We start from the raw sequence: 20763 nt of genomic DNA, 5'->3' as shown, positions 1-20763 counted from the left end.
ACGAGCATCGTTACGCGCCGTTGCACACCGTTCCAGCCGATCCCATCGCGAGCGTCGCGCCGATAGGCGCGCACGGCGAACCGAGCCATTGAGGCGGCTCGAACCCGTAGCGAGGCGTATGAGCCGTCGTCGACCCCGGCAAACTGGAGTGAAACGTCCGTGACGCTCGACGAGCGGGTGGTGTTCGGACTCGTCCTCGCCACCGGCGTGGTCGTCCCTGGCGCTGCCGATTTCGCCCTCTCGAACGCCGGGTTCGACACGGCGGGGATGGTCGTCTGGGCCGTCGGCTACCTCACGATGGCACTCGTGGTCTGGTATCGATGGGTCCGGCCGCTCGATCTCACGGGGCCGGCCGGGTGAGGCGCGACGGCCTCGGGACCCGAGCACCCCGACCGCGCTCGCCCGGGACTCGTAAGCTTGAAGCCGGCGACCCGCAGACGTTCGGGCGAGGATGTTCGCGCTCCCGCTGCAGGTGATCGACAACTTCCTGCTCCAGTACAATCTGGGCCAGGTGTTGCTGCTCGTCTACGTGCTCGCGACGCTCGCCGCGCTCACCCAGCGGTCGCTGAAGATCGTCGCCCTCCAGACGATGGTCTTCGGCCTCGTGTTCATGCTGGTTCCGAGCATCGACGGCCCGAACCTCTATCTCTACCTCGGCATCGGGCTCATCGTGATCGCCCCGATGGCGTACGTGAGTGCCGGTCGCTGAAAGCCCTCGCGCTCGCTCGGCGCGAGCGCTCGCCCTTTTCATGTCGCTCAAAAACGCCGTTCCACGGCGTTTTTGACATGCAAAAATCTCCGATTTTTCAGCACCACCAGGCAGCACAGCACCGCGATTGCGCGCGCCGGGCGCGTGGCCCGGCTCACGGCTGCGCCGTTCGCCCGTTTCGTCCGCTCGCGTTGCTCGCGGACGCCCGGCACGCGCTGAAGTCCCCACTCCTCCCCGTGCGGCCGCGATGAAACGCGGCCGCGTGGCTTCCTCCCGCCACCACACCGCAACCGCCACCGCACAGCACCGCCGAGCCCTCGATCACTCACTTCGTTCGTGATCTCGCCCTTCATCCGCCAGGCCCGCCCCGCAACCGCACCGCTCCGCAGCCACAGTCGACCACAGCCCTCGCCACCACGATTTATCAGGCTCGCCGCGGTACGTGACACCGCATGACAGAAACTGACGTCGCGGTCGTCGGCGGCGGCCCGGCAGGACTGAGCGCGGCGCTGTTCACCGCGAAGAACGGGCTGAGCACCCAGGTGTTCGACACCGACGAGACGTGGATGCACAAGGCCCACCTGTTCAACTACCTCGGGATCGAGAGCGAGGACGGCTCGGCGTTCATGGAGGATTCACGCGACCAGGTCGAGGAGTTCGGCGTCGAGCGCCACCAGGGAACCTCGGTCACTGCCGTCGCGGAGAACGGCGACGGGTTCACCGTCGAGACCGACGGGGGCGAGCACGACGCAAGCTACGTCGTCCTCGCGACGGGTGCGAACCGCGACCTCGCCGAGGACCTCGGCTGTTCGTTCACCGACGAGGACGTGGTCGACGTGGACGTGACGATGGAGACCACGGTCGAGGACGCCTACGCCACGGGCGCGATGGTTCGCGCCGAGGAGTGGCAGGCGGTCATCTCGGCGGGCGACGGCGCGGCGGCCGCCCTGAACGTCCTCACCAAGGAGAAGGGCGAGCACTTCCACGACTTCGACACGCCCGCGGACGCCGAATAGTTCTGGCCGGCGCGCGGAGAGCACGCCGCGGTGCGGGAGTGCTCTCTCGCGCGAGGGATGACTGGGTCGAGTGAGTGAAACGAACGAGACGAAGGAATCGGTTGGGGAGGGCGTGGCCTGCGGTCCTCATGTGTACCGGCATCGCAGCGGTTTTCGCGATAGCACTATCGGATTCCTCCCATCGATCGCTACTGGAGCCGTTCTATGGTAATCTGACAGATATTGCTTGATCAGCGTCGCTTGTCGGAGTAGCGCCTGTCGTCCATCACAACCCGTAAGCGCTCGGCCACCATCGGACCGGGCGTGAGCACCGGCGTTTTTCGACGTGTCGAGCGCGCGACGCCGCCCCTCGCGGCGCTCGCGGTCGCGGTCGTCGCGGTCAGCACCAGCGCGATCCTCGTGCGCTACAGTTCGGCCCCGAGCCTCGTGAAGGCCTTTTACCGGGTGCTCTTCACCACCCTGCTGCTCGTCCCGTTCGCACTCCGTCGCCACCGCGACGCGTTCGGCCGGCTCTCCGGCCGGGACTGGTTCGTGGCGAGCGCGGGCGGGGTCGCGCTCGCGATCCACTTCGCGTCGTGGTTCGAGAGCCTCGAATGGACCAGCGTCGCCGCCTCGGTCACGATCGTCCAGTCCCAGGTGCTGTTCGTCGCCGCCGGCGCGGCGCTCCTGCTCGCCGAACACGTCACCCGCCGCACCCTCGCGGGGATGGTCGTCGCACTCGCCGGCATCGCGGTGATGTCCGTGGGCGACGCCCTCACCGGCGCGAACGTCGCGGGTGCGGCCCCGCTGTACGGCAACGCTCTCGCGCTCGTCGGTGCGGTCTGTGCGGCAGGGTACGTGCTCGCGGGGCGCTCGCTCCGCCAGCGCATCCCGCTGATCCCGTACGTCATCGTGGTCTACTCGGTCTGTGCGGTCGTGTTGCTCGTGCTCACCGTCGCCGACGGCGCGGCCCTCGTCGACTACCCGCCGAGCGAATGGCTGCTCTTCCTCGGGATGGCGGTCGGCCCAGGAATATTCGGTCACACCGTGTTGAACTGGGCGCTCGCCCACGTCGAGTCCAGCGTCGTCAGCGTCTCGCTGCTCGGCGAACCCATCGGGAGCGCGCTGCTCGCACTCGTCCTGCTGAGTGAGGTCCCGAGCGCGATCACCGTCGTCGGCGGCGCGATCGTGCTCGTCGGGATCGCCGTCACGTCACGAGCGCGCGCGACCTGACTCTCACAGGTTCAGGTACCTGTGAGAGAGCGGTTGGCGCGCGGGAGCGCGAAGCGCGACTCGCGCGAGGGATGAGCGAAGTGAGCAAAGCGAACGGAGCGAATCGGTTGGGGAGGGCGTGGCCTGCGGTCTCTCATTTGTACCGTGATTCGTGGGCTTCGACGCCGTACTCGCGACCGAAATCCCCCCGCCACGTGACTACCGCCGACTACCGGGCTGCGGGTCGACGTGCGGTTTCGCCATGAGCGCGTCGCGCGGCTGCTCGTCGAGCCAGGCGAGCAGCTGCACGAGCTGGTCGGCCGCGGCCTCGAACAGCCGCTCGCCCTTCGCCGCCGTCGCGTCGGTCTGATCGCCGAGCACGCCGTTCTCGGTGTTGTCGATCGAATCGTAGAACGTTCGCGCACCGTTGACGATCACGTCGGCCTCGTCGAGATCGGCGATTCCGCCATCGCGGGCGGCGTCGAGTTCGTCGTCCCGAACGAGATCGGGGGCGATGTGCTGAATCATCGCGGTCTCCTTTGGCCCTCCATGCGGACCGTTCTGGGCGAACAGATCGTCGACGAGTTCGGGGATCGAGTCGTTCCACATCCACTCGATGGCGTAGGCAGTATCGTCGTCGCGGAGCCGCCGGCCGACCTCGCGGAGGTGGACGGTGTTGCCGCCGTGGGCGTTGACGAACACGATCCGATCGAACCCGTGGTACGAGAGGCTACGCGCGAGGCTCTCCATGTAGTCACGGAAGGCAGGTGCGTCGACCCACAGTGTGCCGTGAAACTGCCGGTGGTGGGGACTGACGCCGACGTTCACGGTCGGGGTACAGAGCACGTCAGCCCGATCGGTCGCCTCGCGGGCGAGATGCTCGGCGATCAGGTGGTCGGTGGCGAGCGGGAGGTGCGGGCCGTGCTGTTCGGTCGATCCCAGTGGAACGACCGCGAGCGACTCGCTCGCGACGTGCTCGCCGAGCTCCGGCCACGTCCGATCCGCGAGGTACATACCGGCGTGTCGAGCGGACCCCGCATAACGGTGTCCACTTCGGCTCTCGTGGCCGCGGCTCCGGATGGGAACGTTTCAATCCCCACCCGCCGTAGCCCGAGTATGGACCCACTCGATCTCCGAGACGCGATCCCGGCGCTCGACGAGATCACCTACCTCAACACGGGTGCCGCGAGCCCCGCTCCGCGTCCCGTCGTCGAGGCCGTCACCGACTGCGTCGAACACCACCAGTACGTCGCGCCCGCCGCGGAGGGGATGTACCCCGCGCTCTTCGCGGCGTTCGACGACACACGAGAGACCGTCGCCGACTTCCTCGGGGCCGACCCGGACGAGATCGCGCTAACCCAGAGCACCGCCGACGGGATCAACCGGATCGCGACCGCGCTGCCATGGCAAGCGGGCGACATAGTCGTCCGAACCGACTGCGAGCACCCGGCCGGCATCCTGCCGTGGGAGCGCCTCGCCGACCGCCACGGCGTCGAGACGCGCGTGATCGAGACTACCCGTGGACGCCTCGACCGCGACGACCTCGCGACCGCCCTCGACGGCGCGGACCTGCTCTGTCTCAGTTCGATCACGTGGAACTACGGGACGCGACTCCCGATCACGGAGGCGGTCGCGATGGCTCACGATGCGGGAGTTCGCGTCCTGATCGATGCGGTCCAGTCGCCCGGTCAGGTCGCGGTCGACGTCGACGAGTGGGAGGCTGACTTCGTGGTCGGGGCCGGCCACAAATGGCTGCTCGGGCCATGGGGTGCGGGCTTTCTGTACGTCGCCGACGACGCCACCGCGGCGCTCGACCCCCAGCGAGTGGGCTACCGGAGCGTCACGGACCCGAACGACTTGGATGAGGGGTTCGCTGCGGGCGCACGTCGGCTCGAAGTCGGCACCGCTTCGCCCGCCCCGCACGCGGGCCTCGCTGCGGCGATCGAGTGTCTCGATTCGATCGGTTTCGACACGATCGAGGGGCGAATCGAACGCCTTACCGACCGGCTCAAGGACGGTCTCGACGACGATGTTCTCCTGAGCCCGCGCGAGTACGAATCGGGGCTCGTGACTATCGACGTCGGCGATCCCGATGCCACTGTCGAGCGACTCGCGAGCCACGACATTCGGGTTCGATCGATCCCGTCGCCCGACGCGATCAGGATCTCGGCCCACGCGTTCAACACCGCCGAGGACATCGATCGGGTGCTTTCACGGCTCTGACCCTCGACCGGCCGCGTCGCCAGCGACCAGCGCCGTCCGTGCGAGTATTACGGTAGTGCTAAACGTCTCCGCTGGTACGAGTCGCCCATGGATCTCCCGTCGCCGATGTCGGTCGATGGCATGTATCAGTACATGATCGGTCTGTTGTTGCTGCTCGTCGTGGTGTTCGGACTGTTTTTCGGGGCAGCGTATCTGGGACTTCTGTAGCTGCTCGCGTCCGTTCGTGGTTCGAAAACGCGTAGCGTTTTCGCCATCACGAAAGGCGCGGAGCGCCTTTCGAACGACAGCAAAAGCACGGTTGTAGCGAAGCTGCTCCCTGCTCTGTCTCGTGGTTCGAGAGAGCGTTGCTCTCTCGTCATCACGAGACGGCGAAGCCGTCTCGGCGTTCTGTCGAGCGGAGTCGTTCGAGACGGCTTCGCCGCCCCGAGCTCTCGTCCACTTCGTCTGCTCACGGTGGCGAAGCCACCGTTCGCATGGTCCGCGGGATTCGGTCCCGCACTATTCACGAGAACGCCGGGACGGGGATTTGAACTCGCCCAGACGTTCCGGGTCGCTCGCTCCGCTCGCTTCCCGGGCTGCGACTGGTCTGCTCAAATCCCCGTGATGTGCGCTTCGCTCGTCACGTCCGTTCCTCGCAGAAGCGCCGGGACGGGGATTTGAACCCCGGATCCCAAAGGGAACACGCTTTCCAGGCGTGCGCCTTACCACTCGGCCATCCCGGCTCGAATGAGCCTACCGGAGTCGGCGGTTAAGACCTTTCGCTCCGCGCCAGCCACCCCTCCAGCGCGTAGCTCGATGCAGCCCCGCAGACGCCGACGACCCCGGAGACCCCGAGTTTCGAGAGAATGCCGATCGTCGGCCCCGAGGCGACGAGGAGCGTATAGCCCTGGACGAGTACGAGAAAGACGAGCGCGGCGATCGCGCCCCACAGCAGACTCGCCTTGGTTCGTGGTTGCATCTACTCGACGCGCTCCAGCACGATTCGATCCGCGAACCCTCCTCTCGCGTCGGCTTTTGCCCGTCGTCGTTGCTTCAGCGTGTCCGGATCGATGTCCCGCGAGGTACAGATAGCGGAGACCACTTCCACGACATCCGCGAGTTCTTCGAGGTCGCCACTCGCTCGAAACTCCGCCGTCTCCTCGTCGAGTTTGTCGCACAGCCGGCGCTGGTACTCGTCGTCGTCCGCAACGTGCGTGACCGCGGTTTCGCCGTCGCGCTCGATGATTTCCGGAATCTGGTCGCGAACGAGTTTGTCGTAGTGGTCCGTCATACGTCTGCCTCGTCAGCTGGCGACCTAAATACCGCGCCATCGAACGCGTGTCGCCGTGGACCGTTTCCTCTAGACGAGCACGTCGACGTCGTAGCCGTTGGCTTCGAGTTCGTCGAGGAGGGCCGCGACGTGGGCTTCGCCCCGCGTTTCGAGGTCGATCTCGACCTCGGTCGCGGTCATCCCGGTGTCGCGGGTGGTCCGGTCGTGCTGGATGGCGTAGATGTTCGCGCGCTCCGCGGCAATGATCCCGATGAGCTGTTCGAGCGAACCGGGCTGGTCGGCCAGCGTGGTCCGCAGGCGGAGATAGCGGCCGGTCTCGACGAGGCCGCGCATCACGACCGTCCGAAGCATGTTGAGGTCGATGTTGCCGCCACAGAGTGCGGGGACGATCACCTCGTCGTCGGCGTACTCGAACGCCTCCGAGAGAACGGCGGCCATCGGGACCGCGCCAGCGCCCTCCACCAGCGTTTTCGAGCGTTCGAGCAACGTCGTGATCGCGACCGCGATCTCGGGATCCGAGACCGTCACCACCTCGTCGACGCGTTCCTCGATCACCTCGAACGTCCGATCGCCGACCTTGCGGGTGGCGATCCCGTCGGCGATCGTGTCGACGCCGTCGAGTTCCTCGATCGTCCCCGCCTCGCGCGATCGGGCCGCGCTCGGTGCGCCCGCGGCCTCGACGCCGACAACCCGCGTGTCGGGCGATTTCGCCTCGACTGCGGTGGCGATTCCGGAAATGAGGCCGCCGCCGCCGATCGGCACTACCACGGTGTCGACCTCGGGACAGTCCTCGACGATTTCCAGACCGATCGTTCCCTGGCCGGCCATCACGGCCGGATCGTCGAACGCGTGGACGTAGGTTCGACCCTCGTCGGCCTCGATTTCGTGAGCGCGGGCCTGGGCTGCGTCGTAGTCCGCACCGTGGAGCACGACCTCGGCCCCGTAGCTTCGGGTGGCCTGGACCTTCGCGATCGGGGCGTGTTCGGGCATCACGACCACGCTGTCGACGTCCGCGCGGGTGGCCGCGAGCGCCACTCCTTGAGCGTGGTTGCCCGCGCTCGCGGTGACGACGCCCGCCGCCTGCTCGTCGGCAGAGAGAAGCGCGATCCGATTGGTCGCGCCGCGGAGCTTGAACGAGCCGGTGCGCTGGAACACCTCCAGTTTGGGGTGGACCGCCGCACCGGTCATCTCGGAGAACGAGTACGAGTATTCGAGCGGTGTGTGGCGGGCGACGCTTGCGACGCGCTCGCGGGCGTCGAGCACGTCGGCGAGTTCGATCATGCGGCGAGTCGGTTGCTCCGCGGTATAACGGTTGTCGAAAACGGCGGCGGAGAGAACCGCCGAGGCGTGTGACCCACTGGTGATCGAGCCCGGTTCGTCTTCAACCTCTGCCATGCGGGGTGAATGTGAAGCTGGGTTCCGAAGCCGTCGAGAGCAGCGGTAAGCGATGGCAAACGAAGCGCCACGCCACCGTCGGACCGTGTGCCGCTTCCGGCAGCGTCAAACCCGACGCGAGTGGAGACCCGGCGATGTCACGCGAGGCCGACGGGGCGACCGGGACGCGCGAGCGGCTGTTCGGGGTCTGGCGGCGCGTCCTCTCGCTCGCGTGGCCGGTGATGGCCGAGCAGACCACCCGGACGCTGATGCGGACGGTCGACGTGTTCGTCACCGGCCTGCTCTCGCCGGCAGCGGTCGCCGCTGTCGGACTCGCGGATCTCTACGCCCGATTTCCGCTCCGGATCGGGCTCGGGCTTGGCGGGGGTGCGATCGCGCTCTCCAGTCAGGACACCGGCCGCGGCGCGGACGCAACCCGCGACGAGGCGGTGACGCAGGCGCTCGTGCTCGGGCTCCTCGCCGGGATCCCGTTCGTCGCGTTCGGGCTGCTGTTCGGCCAGCAGGCGATCGCGCTGCTGGGTGCGCCGCCGCGGGTCGCGCGGATGGGTGGGACCTATCTCGCGGTGATCCTTGCGACCGCGCCCGCGCGCCACGTCGCGCTGATCGCCGCGCGCTCGCTCCAGGGCACCGGCGACACCCGGACGCCGATGTACGTCAACGTGGTCGCCAACGTCCTGAACGTCGTCGGCTCGGTCGTGCTAGGGCTCGGCTACTTCGGCGCGCCCGCACTCGAAGTCGTCGGTGTCGGGCTCGCCACCGCGGGCGCGAACGTCTTCACCGCGTGCGTGCTCGCGGTGGCGATCGCGGTTCCGTCGGGACGGCTCGGCGGGCCGTGGACTGCCGCGAGCTTCGTCCGGCCGCGGAACCCGGTCATTGCACGCCAGCTCGTCGCTGTCAGCCTCCCACGGATCGGCGAAGGCCTGGTGGCGACGCTCGCGGAGTTCCCCTTCAATGCTCTGTTGCTCGGGTTCGGGACGGCAGTCAACGCTGCGTTCCAGATCGGGCGGCGGGCGTACCAGCAGGTCACGGGCCCGCTCTCGCGGGGGTACGCCGTGGCGGCGAACGTGGTCGTCGGCCAGCCGCTCGGCGAGGGCGATCCCGAGCGTGCCCGGTTCAACGGCTGGGCGGTGTGTGTGCTCGGGCTCGTGACGGTCGGTGCGGTCGGGGTTCTCGTGGCGCTGCTCGCGGAACCGTTCGTCGCGCTGTTCACCGACGACCCCGCGACGCTCGGCTACGCTGCCGACTTCGCGCGGACGTACGGTCTCGCCGCGCCGTTTCTCGTCGCGTTTACCGTGATCTCTGGCGCACTTCAAGGGGGAAGCGACACCCGGACGCCGTTTCTCGGCCGAGTCGTCGGCACCTTCGGCGGGTTGCTCGGCGTGTCGTACCTCCTCGGTGTGGCCCTCGACTACGGCGTGCTCGGTGCGTACGTCGGGATCGCCACCAGTTACGCCGTGATGGCGGTGATCGTCGCGGTCGGGTTCCGGCGTGGCGACTGGGCGGCACGCGCCGCGTCGATGCTCGACGAGCGGAGCGGGACGGAGGCGTAGCCGCCGCGCAACCGGCGGCGGTGCGGTTGCGGGAGCGGACCTGGCGGATCGAGGGCGAAACGCGCGAGCGACCGGCGGGAGCGAGTAGCGAACGAAGTGAGCGCGCGTTGAGGGCTCGGGCGGTGCTGTGCGGTGGCGGTGTCGTCCGCGCGAGCGAAGCGAGCGCGGTTCGCCGCGAGTGAGCGAAGCGAACGAGCGGGTGTTTTTAGTCCACCGGAAGACTCGCTTCGCTCGTCTTCCGAGCCTTGCTTCGCTTCGCTCAGCAAGACAGGTTTTTGGAGAGGGTTCTCGGTCGCTCGCTTCGCTTGCTCCCTCGAACCCTCTCCAAAAAAGTGGGTGTTCCTAGCGCTCGTCGACCGGCACGAACGACTCGTTCTCGGGACCGGTGTAGCGGGCGCGCGGGCGGATCAGCCGGTTGTTCTCCTGGTATTCGAGGACGTGGCCGAGCCAGCCGCCGACCCGGCTCATCGCGAAGATCGGGGTGTACATGTCCATCGGGATCCCGAGCTGATGGTAGACCGAACCCGAGTAGAAGTCGACGTTGGGGGCGATCCCCTTCTCGATCAGCCCCTCCTCGCGGAGGTGGGTCTCGATCGCGGTGGTGGCGTCGTACCACTTGGTTTCGCCGGCGGACTCGCCGAGCTCCTCCAGCCGATCCTGAAGGATGTCCGCGCGGGGGTCCTTGACGTTGTAGACGCGGTGGCCCCAGCCAGGCACCCGCCAGTCCTCACGGTTTGCGCGCGCGTCGGCGACGAACTCGACCGGGTCCGCGCCCGCCTCGTCGATCTCGTGGAGCAGCTCCATCACGTCCTGGTTCGCGCCGCCGTGGAGCGGCCCCGACAGCGCACCCACGCCGCCAGTCAGCGCGCTGTAGGCGTCGGCGAACGTGCTCGCGATCACCATCGTGGTGAACGTCGAGGCGTTCAGGCCGTGATCGGCGTGGAGCACGAGCGCCTGGTCGAACGTCTCGGCCGCCACGTCGTCGGGCTCCTCGCCGGTGAGCATGTAGAGGAAGTTCGCGGCGTAGCCCAGATCCGGATGCGGTTCGACGGGCTCCTCGCCGTTGCGCAGGCGGTCGAACGCCGCGAGCACCGTGGGCACCTTCGCGGCGACGCGTCGCCCCTTCCGGAGGGTCGCTTCGCGCTCGCGGGGATTGGCTTCGGAGTCGGGATCGCCGGCCGAGAACATCGAGACCGCGGTGCGGAGCGCGGCCATCGGCCGCTCGTCGCCGGCGAGATCGTCGAGCGTCGCGAGAACCCGATCGTCGACCGCGCGCTCGCTCGTGAGGTCGTCTTCGAACGCGTCGAGCTCGTCACGGTCGGGGAGATGGCCGTGCCAGAGGAGGTAGCACACCTCCTCGTAGCTCGCGTCCCGAGCGAGATCCTCGATGGCGTAGCCCCGGTATACCAGCCGCCCCGCGTCGCCGTCGATGTTGCTGAGCGAGGATTCGGCCACCAGCACGCCTTCGAGACCGCGCTTGAGCTCGTCTGACATCCCTTCAGCCTACCCAACCTGCCAGTAAAAGGATTACCGTTCGGTTCCCGTTCGCGACCGAGCGGCGGTGTCGCACGCCGTTTCGCACCGGGACTGTCGACTCTCGAGTACGAACGAGCACAACGGAATTCGGACGCTCCGATGACGGTTTCTTAGGGGTCGGCAGTTAATACGCTACGTACTGTGGAAGCGGTATGACTCGGGACCGCGATCCGATCGCGGCGAAACTCGGCTCCTCGCGCGACCTCTACGACATCTCGACGTGGGACCCACGGACGCGACTCGACCGACTCGCTGTCCGTGTTCACGGCGGCCTGACCCGATCCGGCCGCTCCGTGGTCGTCGCCGTCGCGGTGTTGATCCTCGTCGCCCAGTCCGCGGTGACCGCGCTCGCGGTGTACGTCAATCCGACGCTCGGTGTGTTCATGCTTCTCTCGATCGTTCCGGCGTTCGCGCTTGCCGGGTACATCTGGTACGAGGACGTGACGATCCGTCAGCCGCTCAAGCCGTTGGTCGTCACCTTCCTGCTGGGCGTGCTGTTCGCGGGCTTCGCCGCGATCATCAACACGGTTCTCGAACGGGTGTTCGGGGTGGTCCCGATCGTCGGGCTGGCGCTGTTTTTCTACCTCGTCGTCGGTCCGCTGGAGGAGACCGTCAAGTGGGCCGCCGTCCGGTTTTACGCCTACGAGGATCACTTCGATGCGGTCATCGACGGCGCGATCTACGGTGCGGTCGCCGGACTCGGCTTCGCCACGATCGAGAACTCACTGTACATCACCCAGCAGTTCCTCGCCGCCGCACAGACGAACACCGGGGTCTTGCAGGCGACTGTCGGTATCACGCTCGTCCGATCGTTCGCCGGACCGGGCCACGTGATCTACACCTCGATCTCGGGGTACTACCTCGGACTCGCACGGTTCAACCCCGAGAGCGCCGGTCCGATCATGGTCAAGGGGTTGCTCGTCGCGGCGTTCGTCCACGGCACCTACAACACGTTGGCGACGTACCTCCCCCTGTTCATCCCGTTCACACCGATCGTGTTCGTCGCGTTCGTTCTACTCTACGACGGGGTTGCGGGCGGCTACCTGCTCCGGAAACTCTCCCGGTATCGATCGGCGTACTCCGACGCCATGAGGCACGATCGGGAGGAGAGTGCAGCCGACGCGGGCGACTGAGCGAACGTAGTGAGCGACGGAATGGACTCGTCTACTTCAGAATCCCGGCTCGACTATTCTCGCTCGTAAAACTCGCTCGCTCCGATGGACTCGCCGGGATTTGAACCCGGGGCCTTCCCCGTGCCAGGGGGATGATCTACCACTGATCTACGAGCCCGCACTCAGTACCATCGTCGTCGATCGCATAAACCCATCGAACCCGACGCACCGAGTCGAAACGGTTTAACCCGGCCCACGGATGAGTGAGGATGGGAACAGCACGGCCGCAAATCTGACTCGCCCACGTGGGCTCCGGGATTGCGGTAGTGTTCGGTAGCGTTTCGTGCGATTCCTATCCTCACATATGGCACGAATGCACACACGACGCCGCGGGTCGTCCAGTTCGGACACGCCCGTGGCGGACGATCCGCCGGAGTGGAGCGACGTCGACACCGACGCCATCGAGAAGCGCGTCGTCGAACTCGCAGAGGAGGGCTACGGCCCGAGCCAGATCGGTCTCAAGCTGCGCGACGAGGGCGTTCAGGGCACGCCGGTGCCGGACGTCCAGCTCGCGACCGACAAGAAGGTGACCGAGATCCTCGACGAGCACGACGCCGGCTCGGAGCTGCCGGAGGACCTCCGGAACCTGCTCGAACGCGCGGTCCGGCTCCGCGAGCACATGGCCGCCAACCCTGGCGACGCCCAGAACAAGCGCGCGCTCCAGAACGCCGAGGCGAAGGTCCGTCGGCTCGCCGACTACTACCGCGGCGACGAGCTCAACGAGGACTTCAAGTACACCTACGAGCGCGCACGGGAACTCCTGTAGATGGCCGTCGCCGGTCGTTCCGAGGACGCAGCCCCCGACGGCGTCGCCGCCGCGCTCCGCGAGGCCGGGTTCGTCCGGTTTCGCGTCGCGGCCGACGGCGACGCGCTGGCGGCTGCCGGGCTCCTCGCCCGAGCGCTCACCGAGCGGGGCACCCCGTTTCAGGCGAGCGTCGTCCACGGCGGACGACCGGCAACGACCAATACTGCAGACACCAACGACACGACGACCGTGCGTATCGGCGGCACGGAATCCGCCGACGTCACGCTCGACCCACCCGGGTCGGCGAGCGAGGCAGCGTTCGAGACCGCACGCGAACTCGGGAGCGATCCCGACCCGATCCTCGCGCTCGCCGGCGCGCTCACCGTCTCCGACGCCGCGCTCGAAGGGAGCGCCGCGTTCGAGGCCGCGCGCGACCAGACACTCATCGAACAGCGTCCGGGGGTCGCGATCCCGATGGCGGACTTCGCCGACGGGCTCGCCCACACGACGCTCGTCCACGCCGGGTTTTCGGGCGATCCCGACGCGGTGCGCGAGACACTCGCCGGCCGCGAGACCGCCGACACGGACGAGGAACGACGCGAGATCGCCTCGATCGTCGCGCTCGCGGCCGCCGGCGCGGAGAACGCGACACCGCGCGCCGCCGAGACGGTCGAGCACGCGCTCCGGCCGTACGCGATCGGCGAACGGTCCGACGACGGGTCGGCCACCGATGCCGAGTTCGCGACCGTCGGCGGGTACGCGGACGTGCTCCGGGCGTGTGCCCACGAGCGGCCAGGCACCGGGCTCGCGCTGGCGATCGGTCACGACGTCCGCGACGCAGCGCTGTCGGCGTGGCGAGCGCACGCAAAGCGCGCGCACGCCGCAGTTCGGACCGCGACGACCGCGCGACACCGCAACCTCGTGATCGCCCGCACCGACACGGACGCGCCGCTCGCGACGACTGCACGACTCCTCTGTGAGTTCCGGTCGCCGGAGCCGGTCGTGCTGGTCGTCGGCGAAACCGGGGCAGCCGCCGCCGCGACCGACGACCGGAACCTCGGCACCCGAATGCACGAGGCTGCGACGGCCGCCGACGGCGACGGAACCGGCAGCGAACGCCGCGGCCGTGCGACCTTCACCGACGACGAGGCGTTCGTCGCGGCGTTCCGGGAGGCGATGGCGTGAGCCGCCACGCTCGTCTCCGGACCGCATCGACCCACGCCGAGGTCGTCGCCGCGGCGCTCGTCCCCGACAACACCGCCGAGATGGCAACGACGGTCGACGGTGAGACGATCGAGACCACGATCACGCGCGAGACGACCGGCGGACTCCGCACCACGGTCGACGACTACGTTGTCAACCTCTCGGTGGCCGAACGCGTCGCGGGGGCGGCCGAGCAGCGCACGACCGATCGAAGGACCGACCACGAGGCGGATCGAACAGCAGCGAACCGAGTGACCGACCAACCGCGAACCGCGAACGACGCGGACGACACCCAGACAACCGACGACACCAACCCATGAGCGAACGATCAGTTTCACGACAGCAACAGGAGAAACGGTGGTACACCGTGTTCGCGCCCGAGGAGTTCGACCGGGCCGAGCTCGGCGAGACCCCCGCGGACGAACCGGACCAGGTGCTCGATCGCACCATCGAAACCACGCTCGGCGACCTCACCGACGACGCCGGCGCGAACAACGTCAAGCTCACGTTTCGGATCAGGGACATGGGCAGCGACGCGGCCTACACCGAGTTCGTCAAACACGAGCTCACCCGGGACTACCTCGACAGTCTCGTGCGCCGCGGGGCCTCGAAGGTCGAGGCGTACCTCACAGTCCTGACGAGTGACGACTACCGGGTTCGCATCCAGCCGGTCGCGTTCACGACCCAGAAGGCTGACGACAGCCAGGAACGCGCGATCCGTCGGCGGATGACCGAACTCGTCGAGGAGGCGGCCCGAGAGCGGACCTTCGAGGAACTCGTCGACAGCGTGACCCAGGGCCGGCTGTCGAGTGCGATCTACGGCGAGGCGCGCACCATCTACCCGCTTCGCCGGGTGGAGGTCGCCAAGCTCGCGCTCGACGCCCATCCCGAGGAAGTCGCCGAGGAGGAAGAGACCGCAGTCGACGTCGAGGAAGACGACGTCGAGGTCTGAATCGGCGTTTTCGACGCGCTATTCGACGACGGTGAACTCGTTTCGCATCCCACCCCTTTCGTGTGGGATGCAGAAGTAGTCGTACGTGCCGGGGACGTCGAACGTCACCTCGAACGTTTCGCCGCTCCCGATACCGCCGCCACCACCCTGGAGCCAGGCGTCACGAGCCGCGTCCGTCCCCTCGAACCCGCCGGAGGCGAAGAACGTCGCCTCGTCCGGAATCTGCGATTCGTAGGCGGTCACGGTGTGGGTTCGCGAGCCGGTGTTGCGCCAGACGACCGACTCGCCGACCTGTGGCTCGAAGTTCTCGGGTTGGAGAAACGCGCTCGAACTCATCCCGATGTCGTAGTCGCCCTGTTCGCTCGACTGGCCGGTACAGCCCGCGAGGCCGACGGCGACGACGCCCGCGGCCGTTCCGAGAAACGCGCGTCGATCCATGCTCGATATCGGGTTTCCCGGGGTATAGGCCTCTCGATACGGCCCGCAGGAGGCCCGATCCGGGACGAGCGCGCCGAAGATAAACCCCTAAACCGCGGGTCGGCGACTCCGGTGGTATGCAGCCCCGCTTCGTCGCACGGCTCGGCCTCGCCGACGCCGTCACGGCGACGAACGCCGGTCTCGGATTCCTCGCGGCGGCCGCCGCGGCGGTCGATCCGGGACTCGCCGCGAGGCTGATCCTCCTCGCGGCGGTCGCCGACGGCCTCGACGGCGCGCTCGCCCAGCACGTCGGGAGCACGCCGGTCGGGGAGTTCCTCGATTCGCTCGCCGACGTCGCCTCCTTCGGCGTCGCGCCCGCGCTGTTCGTCTTCGGGGTCGCGCGCACCGCGTGGGACCTCTCGCTCGCCGCACCGTCCCTTCGTCTGGTGCTCGCCCTCTCCGTGACCGGACTGTTCGTCGTGACGGCGGTCGTCAGGCTCGGACTGTACACCGCCTACGACATCGGGCGTGGGGCGACCGAGGGCGCACAGACCACACTGGCGGCGACGGTGCTCGCGGTCGCCTATCTCGCCGGAGTGCGCTCGCCCGCGGTGCTTCTCGGCGTGACTCTCGTCTTCGTCGTGTTGATGGTCGTCCCCGTCCGGTATCCCGACCTCCGGGTTCGGGACGCCCTGGTCATGGGGGGGATTCAGGCGCTGTCGATCATCGTCCCGACCGCGTTCGGCCGGCTGTTTCCCCGTACCCTGCTCGCTGCCGCACTCGCGTACCTCGTGCTCGCGCCGCGGCTGTATCGTCGCGGGACTCCCGAAGGGAAACGCACTTAGTAGACTGCGCCGCAGGTTCTCCCATGAGCAACGGGGACGACGAACCCGACGTCGACGCCGACGAGGAGGGCTCGGGCGGGGCCACGGACCAGGCCTCGGCCGAGAAGGCGGGGGCGGCCGATTCGGAGCTGGGATCCGACGAGGACAACCCGACGGCGAAGGAGATCGCCGCCGACGAGGACACCGGCTCCGACGCCGAAGGGAACGAGGACGAACCGGCCGGCGAAGCCGACGAGGAAGCCCGCCTGGAGGCCGACCAGATGGAGGCCGAGCGGGCCGAGGAGGAGTCGACGTCGGGCGACGACGCCGAGGTCGACGCTCCCGACGAGGCCGCCGAGGAGCGCGACGAGACGGAAGACGAGAGCGCGGACGAGGAGCCTGGCGACGAGGGTGCAGACGACGCGGCGGCCGAAGACGAGGAGTCGAGCGAGGACACCGACGAAGCGGATGCTACCGAGGAAGAACCCGCGGACGAAGGCTCCGAGACGGACGCAGACGATGCGGAGGAGGACGGCGAGGACGCCGGAGACGAGGATACGGAAACGGACGACGAAAGCGACGGTGGCGAAGCCGACGAGGACGGCGAGGGTGGGGAAGCCGATGCGGACGATGAAGACGCCGAAACCGACGCCATCGAAACGAAGCACACCCCCGAGTCGCTCGACGACCGCCTCGACGACATCGAGACCAGGATCGAGGACGCCGAGACCGAAGCCGATCTCGACGCGGTCGAGGACGACCTCGACGACATCGAAGCGGACGTCGAGGCCGCCGACCTCCCCGAACCCGACGAGGACGAAGACGCGGACGACGGCGATGAAGACGAGGAGGACGAGCGCACGCGCGACGAGATCGAGTCGCGAGTGACCGAGCTCCGGGAGGCGATCGAGGCCCAGCGCGGTCCGTACGCCGAGGACGTCGTCGAGACGGTCGAGAGTGCGAAGACGACCATCACTGAGACGCGCTGGACCGACCAAGGCGAGCACGAGACGGCCGACGCCGTCGAACGCTTTCTCGACGAGGCCGGCGACGTGCTCGACGAGGAGTTCGCCGTCGAGCGCAGTGACGACGCGAGCGCTGACGACGAGGAGGTCGCGACCGACGGTGGCGAGGATCGGGACGACGCTGCCGACGAGAACGCCGACGATGCTGACGACGACCACGGCCCGCTCGTCGCGGCGCTCGACGACGTGATCGAGACGATCGAGGCACGCGATCTCGATCCCGACGAGGACGAGGAGACGATCGCCGGTCTGGTCGAGGCGGCCGAGGGGCTCACCGGCGATCTCGACGACGCACAGGAGTGGGACGATCTCACGGTGCGCGAGAAGCTCGCCGCCGAGGGCTTTTACGACGTGCTCGAAGCGGAGAACCGCAAGGACTTCCCGCCGGAGTGGAACGCGATCAAGATCTACGAGAAGCAGAACGAACCCGAACCGATCCTCCGGGGGCTGGAGATGTTCGGCTCCGACTTCATGGAGGAGCACTGCATGGAGTCGCTGAAACGGCTGGGTGCGCCCGCAGCGTACGACGCGATGGAACAGCGCGCCCAGAAGCGCGACAAGCTCCCGATCGCGGCGCTCGGGAAGATCGGCGACGACCGGGCCCTGGACACGCTTCACGAGTACATCGAGGGCGAGAGCGACCCCGGCCTCCAGAAGGTCACGCTGAAGGCGCTCGGTGAAATCGGGTCGGAGGATTCGACACAGCCGGTCGCCGATCGCCTCGTCGCCGACAACGAAACCGTCCGCTCGAATGCGGCACGCGCGCTCGGGCTGATCGGCGACGCGCGCGCGATCGATCCGCTCGCGGACGTGATCGACGAGGACGACTCGAATTCCGTTCGCGCGAGCGCGGCGTGGGCGCTCAACCAGATCGGGACCGAGAGCGCACTCGACGCCGCCCGCGAGCACGCCGACGATCGGTCGTATCTCGTCCAGACCGAGGCCGAGAAGGCCGAACACGCGATGACCGATGACGAGGCGACCGAAACCCCGGCCTGAGACTTCTTTCGACGTCTTCTCCGTCGAATCCGGCACGAAGCCTTAAATCGGAGAACGTGACCACCGGCGGGTGTGTCCCTCCGGGTCGTCGTGCTCGCGTTCGTGCTCGTCGCATCACCGATCGGGGTCGCGGTGGCGACGTCTGGCGTGACGGCCGACGAAGCCCGACCCGACGGTCCGCACGTCGTGGCGGTGTACCCGAACCCGCTCGCCGACGAAGACACGGGCGAACACGTCGTGCTCGCGTTTCCCGAGGCGACGAACCTCACCGGGTGGACGCTGAGTGACGGCGAAACCAACGTCTCGCTGCCGAACACCACGATGGAAGGCCGAATCGCGGTCACGGCCGCACCGAACGCGACCGCGAACCTCACCGACGCGTCGATCGTGGGGGTGAACGAGTCGGTGAGCCTCGCCAACGGTGGCGACGAGGTCATGCTGCGCGACGGCGAGCGCGTCGTCGACGAGATGACCTACGAGGACGCACCGGAGACCGAACGCTACAACCGGACCGCCGACGGCTGGACGTGGGAGCATCTCGGCGCGACGAACTTCTCGGCGGTGCGGACGGGTCCCGCGACGGTTCGGGCGTTCGTCCTGCCCGATGCGCCAGCCGTGCCGATCGACGTCCTCGAATCGGCCGACCGACGAATCCTGCTCGCCGGTTACACGTTCAGCTCGGAGCGTGCCGCCGCGGCGCTCGAACGTGCGACCGAGCGCGGTGTCGAGGTTCGAGTGCTCGTCGACGACGCGCCCGTCGGCGGGATGACGGTGCGACAGGCAGAACTCCTCGATCGTCTCACGAGCGCGGGCGTCGCGGTCGAGGTCATCGGTGGCGAGCGGGCGCGGTACGACTACCACCATCCCAAGTACGCCGTGGTTGACGACCGCGTGCTCGTGATGACGGAGAACTGGAAACCGTCCGGCATCGGTGGCCGATCGAGCCGCGGGTGGGGTACGGTGGTCCAAAGCTCTCGAACCGCCGCGGAACTCGCCGAAACCTTCCGTGCGGACGTCGACTGGCGCGACACGGTTTCGTGGCGCGCGTACCGCACGAACGAGACGTTCGAGACCGAGCCGGCGGCGAGCGGGAGCTACCCCACGAGATTCGAGCCGAAGACAGTCGATGTCGACGGCGTGCAGCTCCTCACCGCACCCGACAACGCCGAACGGGTGCTCGTCGATCGAATCGATCGGGCCGACGAGTCGGTCGAGATTATTCAGGCCTCGATCGGCAGTCGTCGCCAGCCACTGCTTCGGGCGGCGATCCGGGCTGCCGAGCGCGGCGTCGACGTGCGGATCTTGCTAAGTAGCCAGTGGTACTCCGAAGAGGAGAACTCGGCGCTCGCCGACTGGCTGAACCGGAAGGCCGAGGCCGAAAACCTCACGCTCGACGCCAAGGTGGCCGATCCGGGCGACCGCTTCGAGAAGATCCACGCCAAGGGCGTCATCATCGACCGCGAAGCGGCCGTGGTGGGGAGTCTCAACTGGAACAACAACTCCGCCGACCAGAACCGCGAGGTCGCGGTCGTGCTCGAAGGGACGGAAGCCGGAGAGTACTACGGGAAGGTCTTCGACGCCGACTGGGAAGGCGGGGACGGCGGCTCCGGGATCGGCGACGATTCACCGCTGCCCGTCGGGATCGTCACCGCGGTCGCGGGTGTGGTAGTACTCGCGGTCGTCGTCGCCCGCCGGATCGAGTTCGAGTAGCTCAGTGTGAATCGCACTTGTTGAAGGCTATAACAGCAAACAAAATTCGAACCCGCAACACAGAGATCTCCGATTAGGACAGCGTAGGAGCGACCCTAGCAGGTGTGCTATGGGACATAACGGGGACATGAAGAACGAGGGGAAACGCCGAGAGGTGACCATAGTATGATGTACCAGGGGCTCCACATATGGGTAATGACTGAAGAGGGCATAATTGCTTCAGACGCCACAAAGAACAAGTTTGACGATACGTTCCCAGATGCAGTTAGCAACGTTGCTGTGGCCATTGCAGTAGAGAACCACGAGGAATTCAACCAAGAAATACTACGAAATAACGAAAGAAAAAATTAGAAAAGTACCAGATAAAGTCTGCTTCACCCATTATTAAAGACAAACACATAAATCGGTATGTCCCGCTTTGGAAACAGGAGGAGGCTAGACGAGACATTGTTTTAGAGCTGCTTTCCATTGACTGTCTTGATACTATATTTGTTACAGAAACGTATCTTCAGCCGAGGTGGATAGAGATGTATTCCGAGGAAGAAGGAGAGTATCGTCGGGAGAAAGCTAATGAGTTCGTTGAAAATATTCTGTTCCAGTACTATGATATAGTTCCGATATGGAAATATCTGGAGCGATACGAGGGAGGTGACAGTACGCACTACAACGTGATGACCGATGATTTCTCGGGACAGATTTGCGGAGCATATCAGGAAATCGGCAATTGGTGCGAAACCTTTGATGTGATACCCTATGGGGATAGAACTTATCCGATACTTTCTCTGGCCGACTTAACTACTGGATTGCTGAAACAAGAGGTATATCC

At 67.0% G+C, this 20763-nt stretch carries 22 protein-coding genes and 2 tRNA genes; 16 read left to right on the top strand and 8 right to left on the bottom strand.

All coding sequences use genetic code 11. From position 1 onward, the window contains the following. Positions 1–159: 159 nt before the first annotated feature. From TX76_RS13700 to TX76_RS13685, 4 genes are all read left to right on the top strand, one after another. Entirely contained in the window at positions 160–360 is a 201-nt protein-coding gene (locus TX76_RS13700) for a hypothetical protein (protein WP_049903132.1), read from the top strand. 91 nt (positions 361–451) lie between these two features. After that, positions 452–709, top strand: a complete 258-nt coding sequence (locus TX76_RS13695; RefSeq protein WP_049903130.1) for a hypothetical protein — start codon at positions 452–454, stop codon at positions 707–709. Between the two features lie 452 nt (positions 710–1161). Further along, positions 1162–1725, top strand: coding sequence for an NAD(P)/FAD-dependent oxidoreductase (locus tag TX76_RS13690; RefSeq protein ID WP_049903128.1), 564 nt, complete (start codon positions 1162–1164; stop codon positions 1723–1725). Between the two features lie 303 nt (positions 1726–2028). Continuing rightward, complete coding sequence (locus TX76_RS13685; protein ID WP_049903127.1) at positions 2029–2937, top strand: DMT family transporter; 909 nt, start codon at positions 2029–2031, stop codon at positions 2935–2937. A 198-nt stretch (positions 2938–3135) separates the two neighbouring features. On the opposite strand, the gene TX76_RS13680 is transcribed toward TX76_RS13685, so the two are convergent. Then, on the bottom strand, positions 3136–3930 hold the full coding sequence (locus TX76_RS13680; RefSeq protein WP_049903126.1) for a creatininase family protein: 795 nt from the start codon (positions 3928–3930) through the stop codon (positions 3136–3138). Positions 3931–4032: 102 nt separating this feature from the next. On the opposite strand from TX76_RS13680, the gene TX76_RS13675 reads away from it, so the two are divergent. Then, a complete protein-coding gene (locus tag TX76_RS13675) occupies positions 4033–5139 on the top strand; it encodes an aminotransferase class V-fold PLP-dependent enzyme (protein ID WP_049903124.1) in 1107 nt (368 codons plus the stop codon). Between the two features lie 641 nt (positions 5140–5780). Here the strand turns inward: TX76_RS13675 and TX76_RS13670 are convergent. The 4 genes from TX76_RS13670 to ilvA form a co-directional block, all read right to left on the bottom strand. Then, positions 5781–5861: transfer RNA gene (locus TX76_RS13670), tRNA-Ser, on the bottom strand. Positions 5862–5887: 26 nt separating this feature from the next. Then, complete coding sequence (locus tag TX76_RS13665; RefSeq protein WP_049903122.1) at positions 5888–6097, bottom strand: hypothetical protein; 210 nt, start codon at positions 6095–6097, stop codon at positions 5888–5890. After that, on the bottom strand, positions 6098–6409 hold the full coding sequence (locus TX76_RS13660; RefSeq protein ID WP_049903120.1) for a nucleoside triphosphate pyrophosphohydrolase: 312 nt from the start codon (positions 6407–6409) through the stop codon (positions 6098–6100). Positions 6410–6478: 69 nt separating this feature from the next. Beyond that, on the bottom strand, positions 6479–7690 hold the full coding sequence (gene ilvA / locus TX76_RS13655) for a threonine ammonia-lyase (protein WP_049903118.1): 1212 nt from the start codon (positions 7688–7690) through the stop codon (positions 6479–6481). 248 nt (positions 7691–7938) lie between these two features. Between ilvA and TX76_RS13650 the strand changes: the two genes are divergently transcribed. Continuing rightward, the gene (locus tag TX76_RS13650) at positions 7939–9354 is read left to right on the top strand and encodes an MATE family efflux transporter (RefSeq protein ID WP_154019082.1); all 1416 of its coding nucleotides are present in this window, start codon (positions 7939–7941) and stop codon (positions 9352–9354) included. Positions 9355–9696: 342 nt separating this feature from the next. On the opposite strand, the gene citZ is transcribed toward TX76_RS13650, so the two are convergent. After that, a complete protein-coding gene (gene citZ, locus TX76_RS13645) occupies positions 9697–10848 on the bottom strand; it encodes a citrate synthase (protein ID WP_049903116.1) in 1152 nt (383 codons plus the stop codon). 194 nt (positions 10849–11042) lie between these two features. On the opposite strand from citZ, the gene TX76_RS13640 reads away from it, so the two are divergent. Next, entirely contained in the window at positions 11043–12023 is a 981-nt protein-coding gene (locus tag TX76_RS13640; RefSeq protein WP_049903115.1) for a PrsW family intramembrane metalloprotease, read from the top strand. Positions 12024–12108: 85 nt separating this feature from the next. Here the strand turns inward: TX76_RS13640 and TX76_RS13635 are convergent. Further along, positions 12109–12180 (bottom strand) — tRNA-Ala (locus TX76_RS13635). A 186-nt stretch (positions 12181–12366) separates the two neighbouring features. On the opposite strand from TX76_RS13635, the gene TX76_RS13630 reads away from it, so the two are divergent. Genes TX76_RS13630 through TX76_RS13615 form a run of 4 tightly spaced genes read left to right on the top strand, consistent with a single transcriptional unit; the run spans position 12367 to position 14962 of the window. Continuing rightward, a complete protein-coding gene (locus TX76_RS13630; protein ID WP_049903113.1) occupies positions 12367–12828 on the top strand; it encodes a 30S ribosomal protein S15 in 462 nt (153 codons plus the stop codon). Next, positions 12829–13992 carry a hypothetical protein gene (locus TX76_RS13625; RefSeq protein ID WP_049903112.1) on the top strand — a complete coding sequence of 388 codons (1164 nt, stop codon included), beginning with the start codon at positions 12829–12831 and terminating at the stop codon, positions 13990–13992. Next, the gene (locus TX76_RS18670; RefSeq protein ID WP_049903111.1) at positions 13989–14330 is read left to right on the top strand and encodes a KEOPS complex subunit Pcc1; all 342 of its coding nucleotides are present in this window, start codon (positions 13989–13991) and stop codon (positions 14328–14330) included. The genes TX76_RS13625 and TX76_RS18670 overlap by 4 nt, the downstream gene beginning before the upstream one ends. Then, entirely contained in the window at positions 14327–14962 is a 636-nt protein-coding gene (locus TX76_RS13615; protein WP_049903110.1) for a 30S ribosomal protein S3ae, read from the top strand. Before TX76_RS18670 ends, TX76_RS13615 begins: the two co-directional genes overlap by 4 nt. An 18-nt stretch (positions 14963–14980) precedes the next feature. Here TX76_RS13615 and TX76_RS13610 read toward each other — a convergent pair whose 3' ends face one another. Next, positions 14981–15400 (bottom strand): plastocyanin/azurin family copper-binding protein, encoded by a 420-nt coding sequence (locus TX76_RS13610; RefSeq protein WP_049903109.1) that lies wholly within the window; start codon positions 15398–15400, stop codon positions 14981–14983. A gap of 116 nt (positions 15401–15516) precedes the next feature. On the opposite strand from TX76_RS13610, the gene TX76_RS13605 reads away from it, so the two are divergent. From TX76_RS13605 to TX76_RS17675, 5 genes are all read left to right on the top strand, one after another. Continuing rightward, positions 15517–16224: a protein sorting system archaetidylserine synthase gene (locus tag TX76_RS13605; protein ID WP_049903108.1), complete on the top strand. Its 708-nt coding sequence runs from the start codon at positions 15517–15519 to the stop codon at positions 16222–16224. A gap of 680 nt (positions 16225–16904) precedes the next feature. Next, positions 16905–18227 carry a HEAT repeat domain-containing protein gene (locus TX76_RS13600; protein WP_394295442.1) on the top strand — a complete coding sequence of 441 codons (1323 nt, stop codon included), beginning with the start codon at positions 16905–16907 and terminating at the stop codon, positions 18225–18227. A 72-nt stretch (positions 18228–18299) separates the two neighbouring features. Then, on the top strand, positions 18300–19937 hold the full coding sequence (locus tag TX76_RS13595; protein WP_049903107.1) for a phospholipase D-like domain-containing protein: 1638 nt from the start codon (positions 18300–18302) through the stop codon (positions 19935–19937). Between the two features lie 195 nt (positions 19938–20132). Beyond that, on the top strand, positions 20133–20288 hold the full coding sequence (locus TX76_RS17680; RefSeq protein ID WP_154019081.1) for a hypothetical protein: 156 nt from the start codon (positions 20133–20135) through the stop codon (positions 20286–20288). A 176-nt stretch (positions 20289–20464) separates the two neighbouring features. Beyond that, positions 20465–20763, top strand: a 299-nt coding sequence (locus TX76_RS17675) for a hypothetical protein (protein ID WP_154019080.1), incomplete at its 3' end; no start/stop codon positions are given.

It is taken from the genome of Halococcus agarilyticus (assembly GCF_000334895.1).
Lineage (GTDB): Archaea > Halobacteriota > Halobacteria > Halobacteriales > Halococcaceae > Halococcus > Halococcus agarilyticus.
The sequence above is the reverse complement of the archived record's forward strand: the minus strand, read 5'-3'. Positions and strand labels throughout refer to the sequence as shown.

Bases quoted from the DNA above. Each gene is read 5' to 3' on its own strand.
- TX76_RS13695 (WP_049903130.1), top strand. From the start codon at position 452: ATGTTCGCGCTCCCGCTGCAGGTGATCGACAACTTCCTGCTCCAGTAC.
- TX76_RS13690 (WP_049903128.1), top strand. From the start codon at position 1,162: ATGACAGAAACTGACGTCGCGGTCGTCGGCGGCGGCCCGGCAGGACTG.
- TX76_RS13680 (WP_049903126.1), bottom strand. From the start codon at position 3,930: ATGTACCTCGCGGATCGGACGTGGCCGGAGCTCGGCGAGCACGTCGCG.
- TX76_RS13675 (WP_049903124.1), top strand. From the start codon at position 4,033: ATGGACCCACTCGATCTCCGAGACGCGATCCCGGCGCTCGACGAGATC.
- TX76_RS13665 (WP_049903122.1), bottom strand. From the start codon at position 6,097: ATGCAACCACGAACCAAGGCGAGTCTGCTGTGGGGCGCGATCGCCGCG.
- TX76_RS13660 (WP_049903120.1), bottom strand. From the start codon at position 6,409: ATGACGGACCACTACGACAAACTCGTTCGCGACCAGATTCCGGAAATC.
- ilvA (WP_049903118.1), bottom strand. From the start codon at position 7,690: ATGATCGAACTCGCCGACGTGCTCGACGCCCGCGAGCGCGTCGCAAGC.
- TX76_RS13650 (WP_154019082.1), top strand. From the start codon at position 7,939: ATGTCACGCGAGGCCGACGGGGCGACCGGGACGCGCGAGCGGCTGTTC.
- citZ (WP_049903116.1), bottom strand. From the start codon at position 10,848: ATGTCAGACGAGCTCAAGCGCGGTCTCGAAGGCGTGCTGGTGGCCGAA.
- TX76_RS13640 (WP_049903115.1), top strand. From the start codon at position 11,043: ATGACTCGGGACCGCGATCCGATCGCGGCGAAACTCGGCTCCTCGCGC.
- TX76_RS13630 (WP_049903113.1), top strand. From the start codon at position 12,367: ATGGCACGAATGCACACACGACGCCGCGGGTCGTCCAGTTCGGACACG.
- TX76_RS13625 (WP_049903112.1), top strand. From the start codon at position 12,829: ATGGCCGTCGCCGGTCGTTCCGAGGACGCAGCCCCCGACGGCGTCGCC.
- TX76_RS13615 (WP_049903110.1), top strand. From the start codon at position 14,327: ATGAGCGAACGATCAGTTTCACGACAGCAACAGGAGAAACGGTGGTAC.
- TX76_RS13610 (WP_049903109.1), bottom strand. From the start codon at position 15,400: ATGGATCGACGCGCGTTTCTCGGAACGGCCGCGGGCGTCGTCGCCGTC.
- TX76_RS13605 (WP_049903108.1), top strand. From the start codon at position 15,517: ATGCAGCCCCGCTTCGTCGCACGGCTCGGCCTCGCCGACGCCGTCACG.
- TX76_RS17680 (WP_154019081.1), top strand. From the start codon at position 20,133: ATGACTGAAGAGGGCATAATTGCTTCAGACGCCACAAAGAACAAGTTT.